Below are 13,898 nucleotides of genomic sequence, written 5' to 3'. Positions count from 1 at the left end.
GCCCGCCTCGGCATCGGTCAGTAGAAGCGGCGGATGGCGTAGATGTCGAATTCGCTGAGTGGGGTGAAGACGACGCCTACGCCGGCCGAGTGGGCGTTGAGGATCTGGCCGCCGCCGGCGTAGATGCCCTCGTGGGAGCCGTCGGCGTTGACGACGACGATGTCGCCGGGCTGGATGGCGCCGATCGGGACCGGGTTGCCGGCCTCGGCCTGCTGCCAGGTGGTGCGCGGGAGCATGATGCCCACCTGGCGGAAGGCCCACAGCGCGAGGCCGGAGCAGTCGTAGGTGTTGGGACCGGTGGCGCCCCACTCGTAGGGTTTGCCGGCCTGGGTCTGGGCGAGGCTCAGGGCGATCTGGGCCCGCGGGCTCGCGATCGGGAGATTCGCGGAGCCGCTGGCGCTGCCGGAGGCAGAGCCGGATCCGGAGCCCGAACTGCTTCCGGAACTGCCGCTGACCTCGTCACCGGTCGCGGCCGACACGGGACCCGCCAGGGCCGACGCGGCGATCAGGCCGGTCAGCGCCGTGAACAGCAGTCCGATGATTCTGTTGCGCGATGGAGTTGTCGCCATGGCTTGCCCTTCGGTTCGGCGCACACCACCCCGACGGCGAGCGGCCCGGCGACTACTCAGCGCACACGACGTACACGGGATGACCGCTTCCCCACGGGCATCTCATCCGGACAACTTGCCTGGCAGTGCGGTTTTCTCAGCGTGGTCGAACGGATAGAACACACAAGCTCAACTAGACATTCACAGTTGCTGTGACATAGCTGTTTTACCGCAAATCACATGCGCCCCACAAGATCCAATTCTCCCCCCGCGCCCCCGCCCCAGGTCAGAGGATTTTCGACGGCAACTCACCGGCGGGGGCAGTGAGATGGCAGGCACTCCCCGAGGGGTGGGCCTCGAGGCGATTCCAACCCGTGACCGCCGATCTCGACACTCCTACAGTGACCTGCGTGAGTGGACTGGATCATCTGGTGCTGGCGACCACGCGCCTGGCCGATACCGTGACGACCGTGGCTCGGTTGACGGGCGTGCATCCGGTCGCGGGCGGGCAGCACGTGGGGCGGGGGACCCGCAATTATCTGCTGGGCCTGGGCAACGGCGCCTATCTGGAGATCATCGGGCCGGATCCGGAGCAGCCGGAGCCCCGGCACCCGCGGCCGTTCGGCGTCGACGATCTGACGGGCCCGAAGCTGGTGGCCTGGGCGGTGCGCACGGACGGGATCGACGCGGTGGTGGCCGCGGCGCGGGCGGCCGGATCCGATCCGGGCGACGTGACGGAGATGTCCCGGGCGACGCCCGACGGCGAGGTGCTGCGCTGGCGGCTGACCGGCCCGCGCACGGGCGTGCTCCCCTTCCTCATCGACTGGGGCGACACCCGCCACCCGACGGACGACCTCCCGGAGACCAAACTGCTGTCGCTGACCGCGGTGCACCCGGACCCGGAGTCGATCTTCCCTCGGCTCCAAGCGATCTCGGCCGATATCGACCTGCGGCCCGGTCTTCCGGCCGCCCTGATCGCCACCCTCGACGGACCCGACGGCCCGGTCGCGCTGAGCTGACGGTTCACGTCTCGGTGGCCGCCGACCGCAGGAAGAACATGAGGTTGGCCGGGCGTTCGGCCAGGCGCCGCACGAAGTAGCCGTACCACTGGTCGCCGAAGGGCACGTAGACGCGCAGGTGCTGGCCGAGGTCGATCAGCCGCGCCTGTTCGGCGGGCCGGATGCCATAGAGCATCTGGAATTCCAGTTCGCCGCGCCCGCGCCCGGCCGCCGTGGCGAGCAGGGCCGCCGCCTCGATCATGGCGGGATCGTGCGTGGCGATCATCGGATATCCCTTGCCCGCCACGAGGATTCGCAGGCAGCGCAGGTACGACGCGTCGACCTCGCGCTTGCGCCGGAACGCCACGGTGTCCGGTTCGCGGTAGGCGCCCTTGCACAGCCGGATCCGCGCGCCCTCCGCCGCGAAGGCGCGGCAGTCGTCCTCGGTGCGCCGCAGGTACGCCTGAAGCACGGTGCCGACGGTCTCGGGATGGTCGTGGCGCAGCGTGCGCACGATCGCGTGCGTCGACTCGGTGGTCGTGTGGTCCTCGGCGTCGACCGTCATCCAGATCCCGGCCGCGGCGGCGGCCGCCGCGATCGCGCGGGCATTGCGCAGCGCGGTCTCGTGCCCGTCGGCGGGCAGCGCCTGACCGAGCGCGGACAGTTTCACCGATACCTCCAGCGGGCGGGCTCCCCCCTCACGGGAGCCCGCCGGAAGGGCGGCCAGGGCCTCGATCAGCCGCACGTACTCGCGCACCACACGCTGCGCCTGCGCCGGGTCGGCAGTGTCCTCGCCGAGATAGTCGACGGTGACGAAACGGTTGTGCCGCAACAAGTCCCGCACGGTTTCCAGAGCTGCGTCGCTGGTGTCGCCCGCGACGAAGCGGTCGACGAGCCGCCGGGTCGCGGGCGCCCGGGTGATGCCGCGTTCGAGGCGGCGCGAGCGTGCCGCGGCGAGCAGCGCGGGACGCAGCGGGTTGGTGAGAGCGGGAGCGCTCATGGCCTAGTCCTCCTCGGGATCGGGCGCCTGATGCGGGTACGCGTGCTCGGTGGCCGGGACGAACGTCTCCTTGATCGACCGCGGGGACGCCCAGCGCAGCAGGTTGAGCGGCGATCCGGCCTTGTCGTTGGTGCCCGACGCGCGAGCGCCGCCGAAGGGCTGCTGGCCGACCACCGCGCCGGTCGGCTTGTCGTTGACGTAGAAGTTCCCGGCGGCGAAACGCAAAGCCTCGCTTGCCTTCTCGATCGCGGACCGGTCGCGCGCGACGACGGCGCCGGTGAGCGCGTAGGCGGCGCCGGTGTCGACCAGGCGCAGCGCGTCGTCGAAGGCGCCGGGACGCGAGTCGTCGTAGACGTGGACCGACAGGATCGGGCCGAAGTATTCGGTGGCGAAGGCCTCGTCGGCGGGGTCGTCGCCGAGCAACAGCGTCGGGGAGACGAAATAGCCGACGCTGTCGTCGTAGGCGCCGCCGATCGCGACGGTCAGTCCCGGTGTGGCCTTCGCCCGTTCGATGGCGGCGACACTGCGGTCGAAGGCGCGCCGATCGATCACGGCCCCACCGAAATTCGCGAAATCGGTGACATCGCCGTAGGTCAGGGTGCCGATCCGGTCGATCAGCTCGTCGCCGATACGGTTCCACACCGACCGCGGGACGAAGGCGCGCGAGGCGGCGGAACACTTCTGGCCCTGGTACTCGAATGCCCCGCGGATCAGCGCGGTGATCAGCACGTCCGGTTCGGCCGACGGGTGCGCGAGGACGAAATCCTTGCCGCCGGTCTCCCCGACCAGCCGCGGATAGGCGTGATAGCGGTCGATATGGCCGCCCACCTCGCGCCACAGGTGCTGGAATGTGCGCGTGGACCCGGTGAAGTGGATCCCGGCCAGGCGCGGATCCCGCAGCGCCACCTCCGACACCTCCGGCCCGTGCCCGTGCACCAGGTTGATCACGCCCGGCGGCAGTCCGGCGGCCTCCAGCAGCCGCATGGTGTGGTACGCGGCGACGGCCTGGGTGGGCGACGGCTTCCACAGCACCGTATTGCCCATGAGAGCCGGTGCGGTGGGCAGGTTTCCGGCGATCGCGGTGAAGTTGAACGGGGTGATCGCGTAGACGAAGCCCTCCAGCGGGCGGTAGTCGCTGCGATTCCACACGCCCGGTCCGGACATCGGCTGCCCGGCCAGCAGCTGCCGCGCGAAATGCACGTTGAAGCGCCAGAAGTCGACCAGTTCGCAGGGCGCGTCGATCTCGGCCTGGTACGCGGATTTGGACTGACCCAGCATGGTCGCGGCCGCGATCGTCTCGCGCCACGGCCCGGCGAGCAGGTCGGCGGCGCGGAGGAAGACGGCGGCGCGTTCGTCGAAAGGCAATGCGCGCCAGTCTGTCGCCGCACGCGTCGCGGCCTCGACCGCGTCCCGGACGTCGTCCGGTTCGGCGACGGCGAAGCGGCCCAGTACCGCGCGATGGTCGTGCGGCTGGACGACGTCGACGCGCTCCCCCGCGCCGGCGCGGTGCTCGCCGTCGATCACGTGCCGGATATCGGTGGGCGCGGCGGCCAGCTCGCGCAGGGCGGCCCGCAGGCGGGCGCGCTCCGGGCTGCCGGGCGCGTAGGCGTTGACGGGTTCGTTGGCCGGTGCGGGCACCGTGGTGATCGCGTCCATGGCAGAAATAAACCGCATACGGGCCGCTGCCGAGTTGTCTCATCGAACGAATTGCGCCTGGGTATTTCGTCCGTTTGAATGAAGAGTGTGAACCACCTCATACCTCTCTCCGAGCTGCTGTCGGCACTGACCAGCGCCGTTGCCACGCTGGTCGACGCGCCCGCCGGGGCCGAGGTGGTGGTCGATTCCGTGGCGTTCATGGATGTGGACGACCTGACCATGGATATGCCGCCGGGGCGGGCGCTGCCGGAGGTGTATCTGCAGGTCGGCGTAAGCGACGACGACGCCGCGCGCTGGGTGCGGGATCTGGGTGAGCGGTGCCCGGCCGAGCACCGGCCGCGGGTGGTGTTCTCCAAGAGCGCCTCGCCGCGGTTGCGGGCCGCCGCGCGGGAGGCGGGTATCGCGCTGGTGGCGGTGCATCCGCATGCCCGCTGGGAGATGGTGCACGCGCTGATCGAGCGGATCACCGGGCACAGGGCCGGGCCGCGGACGGCGGTCACCGCCCCCGCCCTCGATACCGATCTGTTCGGGCTGGCGCAGTCGGTCGCGGAATCCACGCGGGGGCTGGTCGCCATCGAGGACGATCAGTCGCGGGTGCTGGCCTATTCGGCCGACAGCACGGCCTCCGCCGACGCGGTGCGACGGCTGTCGGTGCTGGGGCGGCAGGGTCCGGCCGGATATCTGCACTGGTTGCAGCGCGAGGGTGTCTTCGACCGGCTGCGCAATACCGGTGACGCCGTGGAGGTTCCGGCCCAGCTCGAGTGGGAGACGCGGCGGCGCATCGGGATCGGGATCCGCGAACCGGGGCGCGAGGGGCTGCGCGCGCCGGCGGTACTCGGCACCATCTGGGTGCAGGAGGCCGCGGAGCCGTTGCAGTCCGACAGCGCCAAGGTGCTGCGCGGCGCGGCATCCATCGCGGCCCGGGTGATCTGGCGAACCCGGCACGCTCCCACCACCGACGCGCTGCTGATCCAGCGGTTGTTCGGGGCGCACGGCGGGGATGTGGACATCGCGGCCTTCGCGGAGATGTTCGCGATGGCGGCCGACGGGCGGGCCGCGGTGGTCGGGTTCGCCCGGCATCTCCCCCGGGACAGCGGGCGGGACGCCGAGGCGGCCATGCACCGGGGCACGGTCACACTTCGCCTGCACGCCAGCGCTTTTCGCCAGGACTGCGTCACGACGCGGATCGGTGACCGGCTGTATGTGCTGTTCCCGGAGCACCGTTCGGTCGATCGGGTGACCTCGTGGACCCGGCAGGTGATCGAGCAGCTCGACGAGCGGTCGGGGCTGGGGCTGCGCGCCGCCATCGCCGCGCCCGTCGCCGGGCTGGGTGACGTGGCTCGGGCCCGCGCCGAGGTGGACCGCGTCCTCGACCGCACCGCGGATCTCCCCGCGGCCGAACCGGTGACGACGCTGGCCCGGTCGCGGACCACGGTGCTGCTGGCGGAGATCCTCACCCTCATCGGCGACAATCCGCAGTTGCGCGATCCCCGCCTGGACACCCTCGCCGACTACGACGCCAAGTACTCCGCCGATCTGCGGGCCAGCCTGGACGCCTACCTCACCCAGCGCGGCGACGTCCGCAAGGCCGCCACCGCCCTCCGCATCCACCCCAACACCCTGCGCTACCGCATCCGCCGCGCCACCCAGCTGATGGGCGTGGACCTGGACTCCGCCCCGGACCGGTTGCTGCTGGAGATTCAGCTGGCGGTGCAGCGCGATGGTGCGTGAAGTGGTTCCCGGCCAAAAGCATGCCGGGAAACGAAAGGGATACCTTGTTTCCGGCGTGCTTTTGGCCGGAAACACTGTTGGAGGAGGTTGATCGTGGCACCGTCGCGGGAGTGGGCTATCCAAGGCAGTAACGGCGAGATCGTGGGGCGGACGTGGACCGGCGACGGTGCGCCCCGGTATGTCGTCGTACTGGTGCATGGGTACGGGGAGCATGTCGGGCGGTACGAGTATGTGGCGGATGTGCTGGTGGGGCACGGGGCCCGTGGTGTACGGGGCCGATCATCAGGGGCATGGGAAGTCGGCGGGTGAGCGGGTCGTCATCCGGGATTACGAGGATGTCGTGGCGGATGTGCGGCGGGTCGAGGAGAGGGCGCGGGGCGAGTATCCGGGGATGCCGGTGGTGCTCGTCGGGCATTCGATGGGCGGCATGATCGCGGCGCGGTATGCGCAGGAGTACGGGGGCGGGCTCGCGGCGCTGGTGCTGTCCGGGCCGGTGATCGGGTCCTGGGTCGAGGCGACCTCGCTGCTCGAGCTGGACGAAATCCCTTATACCCCTATTGATGTCACGACGCTGTCGCGGGATCCCGAGATCGGGCGGGCGTACGAGGAGGACCCGCTGGTGTGGCACGGACCGTTCCGGCGGCCGCTGCTCGAGGCCCTCGCGCGGTGCCTGGAGACGATCAACGCCGGGGGTGATCTCGGTGGGCTGCCCATGCTGTGGGTGCACGGGGGTGATGATCAGCTGGTCCCCCTGCCTGCCAGCCGGGTGGGGGTGGAGCGGATTCGGGGGACGAATTTCGCCGAGCGGGTCTATCCGGGGGCTCGGCACGAGATCTTCAACGAGACCAACAAGGACAAGGTGCTGGGGGATGTGACGGGGTTCATCGATCGGGCGCTCGAAGCCTGAGGATGACCACAGCACCGAGGCCATAGTTTCCCGGCACGCTTTTGGCCGGGATCCCCCTCGGTCGCTTGGGTTTCCGGCCAAAAGCATGCCGGAAACCCAAGCGGCGAGGTGCCTGACGGGGCAGTGCCTGCGGCGGGGTGCCTGGCGGGCCTATGCCTTTGTGATGGTGACGCGGGTTCCGCCCACTACCTCGGCGGCGTCGGGGCCGGGGTCGCCGAAGGTGAGGGTGGTGGCGAGGACCTCGCCCGCGATCAGGTCGCGGTGGGTTTCGGCCCAGGCCTTGCGGTCGGCGGGGACGTCGAGGACGACCGTGATGCGGTCGGAGACGTCCAGGCCCAGGGACTTCCGCGTCTCCTGGAGGTCACGGATGAGGTCGCGGGCCCAGCCCTCGGCCTCCAGTTCCTCGGTGACCTCCGAATTCAGCACCACCAGACCGGCATTGCCGGGCAGGGCGGCGGTGGATTCGGGTTCGGCGGCCACCAGGCGCTGGGTGTACTCCTCGGGCAGCAGCTCGATACCGGCGGCGCTGACGACGCCCTCCGGGCTCTCCGACCACTCCCCGGCCTTGACCGCCTTGATCACCGTCTGCACCTGCTTGCCCAGCCGCGGGCCGGCGGCGCGAGCGTTGACGACCAGTTCGAACCGGCCGTGCGCGGCGACATCACCGGTGAGGTCGACGCGCTTGACGTTGACCTCGTCGGCGACCAGATCCGCGAACGGCGCGAGCCGATCGGCGTCGGGCGCGGCGATGGTGAGTTCCGACAGCGGCAGGCGCACCCGCAGGTTCCGGGCCTTGCGCAGGCTCAGCGCCGTCGAGCACACCGCACGCACCTCGTCCATCGCCGAGACCAGCTCCGCGTCCTGCGGCAATTCGGCGGCGGCGGGCCAGTCGGCCAGATGCACCGAGCGGCCCCCGGTCAGCCCACGCCAGATCACCTCGGTGACCAGCGGCAGCAGCGGGGCCGCGAGCCGGGTCGTCACCTCCAGCACCGTGTGCAGGGTGTCGATGGCGTCGCGGTCCTCGTCCCAGAACCGCGAGCGCGACCGGCGCACATACCAATTGGTGAGCGCGTCGGCGAACGCGCGCAGCTCCTCGCAGGCGGTCGCGATGTCGTAGACCTCGAGCGCGTCGGTCATCGCGTCGCGCGTGGCGGCCAGCTTGGCCAGGATGTACCGGTCCAGCACATGCTGCGAATCGGTCCGCCACACACCGGGTTCCGAGGCGTACAGCTGCAGGAATGTCCAGGCGTTCCACAGCGGCCGCAGCGCGTGGCTCACGCCCTCGCGGATGCCGCGCTCGGTGACGATCAGGTTGCCGCCGCGCAGCACCGGCGAGGCCATCAGGAACCACCGCATGGCGTCGGAGCCGTCGCGGTCGAACACCTCGTTGACGTCCGGGTAGTTGCCCTTGGACTTGGACATCTTGAGCCCGTCGTCGCCGAGCACGATGCCGTGCGCCACCACGGATTTGAACGCCGGCCGGTCGAACAGGGCCGTCGACAGCACGTGCAGGTTGTAGAACCAGCCGCGGGTCTGCCCGTTGTACTCGACGATGAAATCGCCGGGGCTGTGCGCCTTCTCGTCGTGCGTTCCCTCGAACCACTCCTTGTTCTCGAACGGGTAGTGCACCTGGGCGTAGGGCATCGACCCGGACTCGAACCAGCAGTCCAGGACCTCCGGCACGCGCCGCATCATCGACTCGCCGGTCGGGTCGTCGGGATTCGGCCGCACCAGCTCATCGATGGCCGGGCGGTGCAGATCCGCGGGCCGCGTGCCGAAGTCCCGCTCGAGCTGGTCCAGCGAGCCGTACACGTCGACGCGCGGGTAATCCGGGTTGTCGGACACCCACACCGGGATCGGCGCGCCCCAGTAACGGTTGCGGCTGATGTTCCAGTCGCGCGCGTTCTCGAGCCACTTGCCGAACTGGCCGTCGCGGATGTGCTCGGGCACCCAACTGATCTGCTGGTTCAGCTCCACCATCCGGTCGCGGAACTTGGTGACCGCGACGAACCAGGACGGCACCGCCATGTAGATCAGCGGCTGGCCGGAGCGCCAGCTGTGCGGATAGGAGTGCTCGATCGTCTCGTGCCGCAACAGCTTTCCGGCCGCCTTGAGGTCCTTGATGATGACCGGGTTGGCGTCGAACACCATCAGGCCCTCGTACGGCGGCACCATCGAGGTGAACTTGCCGCCCTGGTCCAGCGGCTGCACCAGGTCGATGCCCGCCTCGGACGCGACCGCCATATCCTCCTCGCCGAAGGCCGGCGCCAGATGCACGACGCCGGTGCCGGAGTCGGTGGTGACGTAGTCGGCGTTCAATACCCGGAATGCGCCCGGATGCCCGGCGAAGAAGTCGAACGGCGGGGTGTAGCGCAGGTCGGCCAAGGCGGCCCCGGAATGCTCCGAGAGGACCTCCGGATCGTCGCCCAGCTCGCGCGCGTAGTGCGAGACCCGTTCGGCCGCCAGCAGATACCGCTCGCCGTCCTGGCCGCGGACCTGGGCGTACGTCAGGTCGGGGTGGACCGCGATGGCCAGGTTGGACGGCAGCGTCCACGGCGTCGTCGTCCAGATCAGCGCGCTCGCGCCGTCGAGCTGATGCAGCGGGTGGTCGGCGGGCACGCTCAGGGGCATGCGGACCGTGACCGCCGGATCCTGGCGCATGCGGTAGGCGTCGTCCAGGCGGGACTCCTGGTTGGACAGCGGGGTCTGCTCGTACCAGCTGTAGGGCAGCACCCGGAAGCCCTGGTAGACCAGACCCTTGTCGTGCAGCGACTTGAATGCCCACATGACCGACTCCATGAAGTCGGGATCGAGGGTCTTGTAGTCGTTGTCGAAGTCCACCCAGCGGGCCTGACGAGTCACATACGCGCGCCACTCATTGGTGTAACGCAGCACAGACGATTTGCATGCGGCATTGAATTCCGCAAGCCCCATCTCATCGATCTGTGATTTGTCCGTGATACCGAGCTGCTTCTCCGCTTCGATTTCCGCGGGCAGCCCGTGGGTGTCCCAGCCGAAGCGCCGCTCGACCTTCTTCCCGCGCATCGTCTGAAAACGTGGGATCAAATCCTTCACGTATCCGGTGAGCAGATGGCCGTAATGCGGCAACCCGTTGGCGAACGGCGGTCCGTCGTAGAAGACGAACTCCGGTGCGCCGGAACGGTTCTCGATGCTGGCACGGAAGGTGTCGTCGGCGGCCCAGTAGTCGAGTACGCGCCGCTCCAGATCGGGGAACGACACCTGGCCGCCGGCGCCTAGGTCGGCGCGCGGGTAGGCGGGCGTCTCCTGGGAGGTGGCGTTGCTGGGGGATGTCTGATCCGCCATAACGGGCAGTGGTCTCCTCGTGCCGGGCGCCCCGGTGCGGGCGCTGCGTGGGCACGGGGACGATTCCGGCGTCTTTACGCCGGGACCGCGGTACCACCCCGCTTGTCCGGAGCCTGCCGTCGTGCGGCCGTGCGTTCCGGACCTCTCGTCGTGAGCTGTGACGGGCTCTCCCGTTCGGTTCTACTGAGCGCGCGGTCGGAGACCCGCGCCGTTCTTCCGAAGACTCCCCGGTGATAGCCGGATCACTGCCGTTCTACAGGTTTGATTGTAGCCAGAGTGGGCAAACTAGTTTTCGGGCCCCATCGGCGTGGCCCGTCCAGCGGCCGGACCGGCGATCGGCCGGACTCATCGCTTGGCATGCCGGCCGGGACGCGACGACGAATCGTCGTCGTCGGAATCGCGCATGGACAGCGCACTCACCAGTAGCAATACGGCGCCGATGACACAGACGACGATGCAGCCCCACGCCCAGACCACCGATCCGGTGGTCAGCGCGGTCACCAGCAGGGCGAATCCGATCGCGGCCAGGACGAGCGTCAGAACGAGCATGGTCACCCCCTCGGCGGGCCAGGTGGCTCGACCGTCTTCCGGACCACACGACTACGCAGCACGCCGAAACCGGCACGGCCGCGGAGCCGGCGGGCGATTCGAACGGAACGGTTGAACTACTTGCCGCCCTTGGCGAACGACGCGGGCGCGTGGTTGTTGGCGCCTGCTCCGTCGAAGGCCTCGCCGCCGTCCACCGGGACCGCCGAACCACGATTCTCCAGCTCCTCGAGCTGCGACTCCAGGTAGGACTTCAGCCGCACGCGGTACTCGCGCTCGAAGGTCTTCAGCTGCTCGATCCGGCTCTCCAGCACGCTGCGCTGCTGGGTGATGGTCGCCATGATCTCGGTGTGCTTGCGCTCGGCGTCGGCCTGCAGCGCGTCGGCCTTCTCCTTGGCCTGGCGCAGCTGGTTGTCGGAGCGGGTCTGCGCGTCCGAGAGCATGGTCTCGGCCTTCTGGCGGGCCTCGGCGACCATGCCGTCCGAGCGGGTGCGCGCGTCACTGACCAGTCGCTCCGAGTTTGCTCGGGCGTTGGACAGCAGCTGCTCGGCCTCGGTCTTGGCGTCGCTGGTGAGGCGGTCGGCCATCTCCTGCGCCAGGCTGAGGACCTTGGCGGCCTGCAGATTCGCGTCCGCGGCGTCCTTGGGAGCGGCGGGCGGAGCCGCCGGAACCGGGACCGGCGGGGGCACGGGAGCCGGTTTGGGCGGTTCGGGCTGCGGCGGAACCGGTTTCACGGCCTGCGGCGCCGGGCGCGGCGCCTTCTTGGCCTCTACCAGCTCGGAATCGAGCTCGGCAACCCGCTGGCGCAGGTCCGCGTTCTCCTCGATGAGGCGTGAGAGCTCCTGCTCGACCAGGTCGAGGAAGGCGTCGACTTCGTCCTCGTTGTAGCCGCGCTTCCCGATCGGCGGTTTGCTGAACGCGACGTTGTGCACATCGGCTGGGGTCAGCGGCATGGAAGGATCCCTTCACGCTTCGTACGGAGATCTAGCGGTAGATCTAGCAAGCTATTGTTCTCGGCCCATTCTGTCACACCTACACGACGGGCTGCCCGAGCCTGCTGGTCACCGACATCAAGATGAACACGATGAAAAGCAGCACCATAATGGACAGATCCAGTCGAATTCCTCCCAGGTTCACCGGAGGTATCAGGCGCCTCAGGAGTTTCACCGGGGGGTCGGTGATCGTGAAGATCACCTCCAGGACGACCGCGACCGCTCCGCGGGGGTGCCAGTCGCGAGCGAAGTTACGGATGAACTCGACGATCACTCGGCTGATCAACAACAGCCAGAAGAGGAACAGGAGTACATACAGCACCTGGAACAAGGCCACCAGACCACTTTGCCTCAGAATCGGTGTCCTGCAAACTCCCCGCGCCGTCGGATCGCGGCGTCACTCCCCCGTGCGCGGCGTGTCGTCCGGGGCGGCGGCCGCGACGCCAGACCCCGGCGGCAACGCTATTTCTGGTTGTAGAAGCCGGTTTCGGCGATCCGGCGACGCTCCTCGGCCGATACGTCCACATCCGAGGGTGAGAGCAGGAACACCTTGGTCGCCACCTTGTCGAACGAGCCGCGCAGCGCGAACGCCAGGCCGGCCGCGAAATCGACCAGCCGGCGGGCGTCGGCGTTGCTCATCTCGACCAGGTCCATGATCACCGGCGTGCCGTCGCGGAAGCGCTCACCGATGATGGCGGCCTCGGCGTAGGTCCGGGGGCGGAGCGTCGTGATCTTGGACAAGGGGCCTCCGTCCTCGAAGACCGGCGCGCGGCGCGGTGCCGGTTCGAAGCGGGCCCGCTCCTCCATCCGCCGCTCTTCCATCCTGCGCTCGGCCTCCGGGTCGACCGCGAGTGCGCCGTGCGTGGTACCGCGCACCATCGGCGTTCCCCCGCCGAGACGGTCGCCGGACCGGCCACGGCCCGAGGGGGCGGAGTCGATACGGGTGGGACGGCGCGGCGGCTCGTACCGGTCGTCGGCGTAGGACTCCTCGGAGTAGTCGTCGCGCCGGGCGACGGTGTAGCCGGGCTGATAAGGGGCCTTGTAGGCCGGTTCCGGATAGCCGGGCTCGTCGTAGCGATCGTCGCCGAACCGGGAACGACCGCTGTCGTACCGGGATTCGGGGAAATCGCGAGGATGCCGCATGCCGCGGTCGTCGACACCCCGGGGGCCGCGGTCGTCGACGTAGTCGTCCTCGTACTCCTCGAGCGGGACCATGCCGAAGTAGGCCTTGAATCGATGCAGCGTACTCATACTCCCACCTCGCTAGCACTAAGCTCCAGCACGAGCACGCTCGTGGCTGCGGTGAACTCTCGCTCGCTGCGCTCGCTCATCCTGGTCGACCTTCCTACGGCACCCGGTTGGCCTGGGGTGGTAAGTCCTGCTCATTCCCCGTCAGTCACCAGCATATGTTTCGAATGTGACTGATGAGGTTTGTTTGCTATCCCGAGGTTATCGGTCGAGTGCCCATCAAGGCGGTACCGACACGCACGCAGGTGGAACCGTGTCGGATCGCGGACTCCAGATCTCCGGACATGCCCGCCGACAGTTCGGACGCCTCCGGATGGTCGCGGCGCAACCGCTCGTACACCGCTGCCAGGCGGGCGAATTCGGGTTCGGGATCGGTGTCGAGCGGCGGGATCGCCATCAGGCCCGCCAGCCGCAGGTGATCGGCTTTCGCCACCTGGTCGGCCAGAGCCGGCAGGTCGTCCGGGGCCACGCCGCCGCGGCCCGGATCCCGGTCGAGGCTGACCTGCAGTAATACCTCCAGCGTCGTCTCGCGGTGACCCGCGTCCAGGGCTGCGCCGGTCGCCGTGTCCAGGGCCGTCACGAGCCGCTCGCTGTCCACCGAATGCACGGCATAAGCCCAGCGTGCGACCGATTTCGCCTTGTTGCGCTGCAGGCGTCCGATCATGTGCCAGCGCACCTGAGACAGGTGTCCCAGATCGGCCACCTTCGCACCGGCCTCCTGTTCGCGCGATTCGCCGAATTCGCGGCGGCCCAGGCGGTAGAGGATCTCGATGTCGGAGGCCGGGAAGAATTTGGTCACCGGCAGCAGCCGGACCTCGCCCGGATCGCGGTCGGCGGCCCGGCAGGCGGCCTCGATCCGGGCCAGCAGTTCGTTCAGGGCGCTGGACAGTTCGGCCGTCCGGGTCATAGGACATCTCCCTCGAATGCGAAACGGATCACGAATGGTCC

The 13,898-nt window shown here is 69.1% G+C and carries 13 protein-coding genes; 4 read left to right on the top strand and 9 right to left on the bottom strand.

Features of this window, described 5'->3' with window-relative positions; genetic code table 11:
• Nucleotides 1-17 precede the first annotated feature (17 nt).
• The gene (locus ON41_RS12090; RefSeq protein WP_051161271.1) at nucleotides 18-569 is read right to left on the bottom strand and encodes a C40 family peptidase; all 552 of its coding nucleotides are present in this window, start codon (nucleotides 567-569) and stop codon (nucleotides 18-20) included.
• Between the two features lie 389 nt (nucleotides 570-958).
• On the opposite strand from ON41_RS12090, the gene ON41_RS12085 reads away from it, so the two are divergent.
• Complete coding sequence (locus ON41_RS12085; RefSeq protein ID WP_040747724.1) at nucleotides 959-1,567, top strand: VOC family protein; 609 nt, start codon at nucleotides 959-961, stop codon at nucleotides 1,565-1,567.
• A gap of 4 nt (nucleotides 1,568-1,571) precedes the next feature.
• Here the strand turns inward: ON41_RS12085 and ON41_RS12080 are convergent, their stop codons facing one another.
• The gene (locus tag ON41_RS12080) at nucleotides 1,572-2,546 is read right to left on the bottom strand and encodes a proline dehydrogenase family protein (RefSeq protein ID WP_040747673.1); all 975 of its coding nucleotides are present in this window, start codon (nucleotides 2,544-2,546) and stop codon (nucleotides 1,572-1,574) included.
• 3 nt (nucleotides 2,547-2,549) lie between these two features.
• Nucleotides 2,550-4,202, bottom strand: coding sequence for an L-glutamate gamma-semialdehyde dehydrogenase (pruA, locus tag ON41_RS12075; protein ID WP_040747672.1), 1,653 nt, complete (start codon nucleotides 4,200-4,202; stop codon nucleotides 2,550-2,552).
• Nucleotides 4,203-4,280: 78 nt separating this feature from the next.
• Here pruA and ON41_RS12070 point away from each other — a divergent pair, with 78 nt between their 5' ends.
• The 3 genes from ON41_RS12070 to ON41_RS12065 all read left to right on the top strand — a co-directional run bounded on the left by ON41_RS12070 (nucleotide 4,281) and on the right by ON41_RS12065 (nucleotide 6,840).
• Entirely contained in the window at nucleotides 4,281-5,933 is a 1,653-nt protein-coding gene (locus tag ON41_RS12070; protein ID WP_083905291.1) for a PucR family transcriptional regulator, read from the top strand.
• 93 nt (nucleotides 5,934-6,026) lie between these two features.
• Nucleotides 6,027-6,242 (top strand): serine aminopeptidase domain-containing protein, encoded by a 216-nt coding sequence (locus ON41_RS43745; RefSeq protein WP_373281340.1) that lies wholly within the window; start codon nucleotides 6,027-6,029, stop codon nucleotides 6,240-6,242.
• Nucleotides 6,145-6,840: an alpha/beta fold hydrolase gene (locus ON41_RS12065; RefSeq protein ID WP_373281339.1), complete on the top strand. Its 696-nt coding sequence runs from the start codon at nucleotides 6,145-6,147 to the stop codon at nucleotides 6,838-6,840. Before ON41_RS43745 ends, ON41_RS12065 begins: the two co-directional genes overlap by 98 nt.
• 150 nt (nucleotides 6,841-6,990) lie before the next feature.
• Here ON41_RS12065 and ileS read toward each other — a convergent pair whose 3' ends face one another.
• From ileS to ON41_RS12035, 6 genes are all read right to left on the bottom strand, one after another.
• Complete coding sequence (gene ileS / locus ON41_RS12060) at nucleotides 6,991-10,164, bottom strand: isoleucine--tRNA ligase (RefSeq protein ID WP_040747671.1); 3,174 nt, start codon at nucleotides 10,162-10,164, stop codon at nucleotides 6,991-6,993.
• A 345-nt stretch (nucleotides 10,165-10,509) separates the two neighbouring features.
• Complete coding sequence (locus tag ON41_RS12055) at nucleotides 10,510-10,713, bottom strand: hypothetical protein (protein WP_040747722.1); 204 nt, start codon at nucleotides 10,711-10,713, stop codon at nucleotides 10,510-10,512.
• Between the two features lie 116 nt (nucleotides 10,714-10,829).
• Nucleotides 10,830-11,663 carry a DivIVA-like cell division protein Wag31 gene (gene wag31, locus ON41_RS12050; RefSeq protein ID WP_040747670.1) on the bottom strand — a complete coding sequence of 278 codons (834 nt, stop codon included), beginning with the start codon at nucleotides 11,661-11,663 and terminating at the stop codon, nucleotides 10,830-10,832.
• A 79-nt stretch (nucleotides 11,664-11,742) separates the two neighbouring features.
• The gene (locus ON41_RS12045; RefSeq protein WP_040747669.1) at nucleotides 11,743-12,039 is read right to left on the bottom strand and encodes a YggT family protein; all 297 of its coding nucleotides are present in this window, start codon (nucleotides 12,037-12,039) and stop codon (nucleotides 11,743-11,745) included.
• 125 nt (nucleotides 12,040-12,164) lie between these two features.
• The gene (locus ON41_RS12040; RefSeq protein ID WP_040747668.1) at nucleotides 12,165-12,953 is read right to left on the bottom strand and encodes a cell division protein SepF; all 789 of its coding nucleotides are present in this window, start codon (nucleotides 12,951-12,953) and stop codon (nucleotides 12,165-12,167) included.
• Nucleotides 12,954-13,140: 187 nt separating this feature from the next.
• Entirely contained in the window at nucleotides 13,141-13,857 is a 717-nt protein-coding gene (locus ON41_RS12035) for a YggS family pyridoxal phosphate-dependent enzyme (protein ID WP_040747667.1), read from the bottom strand.
• Nucleotides 13,858-13,898: the final 41 nt, after the last annotated feature.

This window comes from Nocardia transvalensis NBRC 15921, assembly GCF_000308875.1.
GTDB lineage: Bacteria > Actinomycetota > Actinomycetes > Mycobacteriales > Mycobacteriaceae > Nocardia > Nocardia transvalensis.
This window is presented reverse-complemented; position numbering and strand designations above follow the sequence as displayed.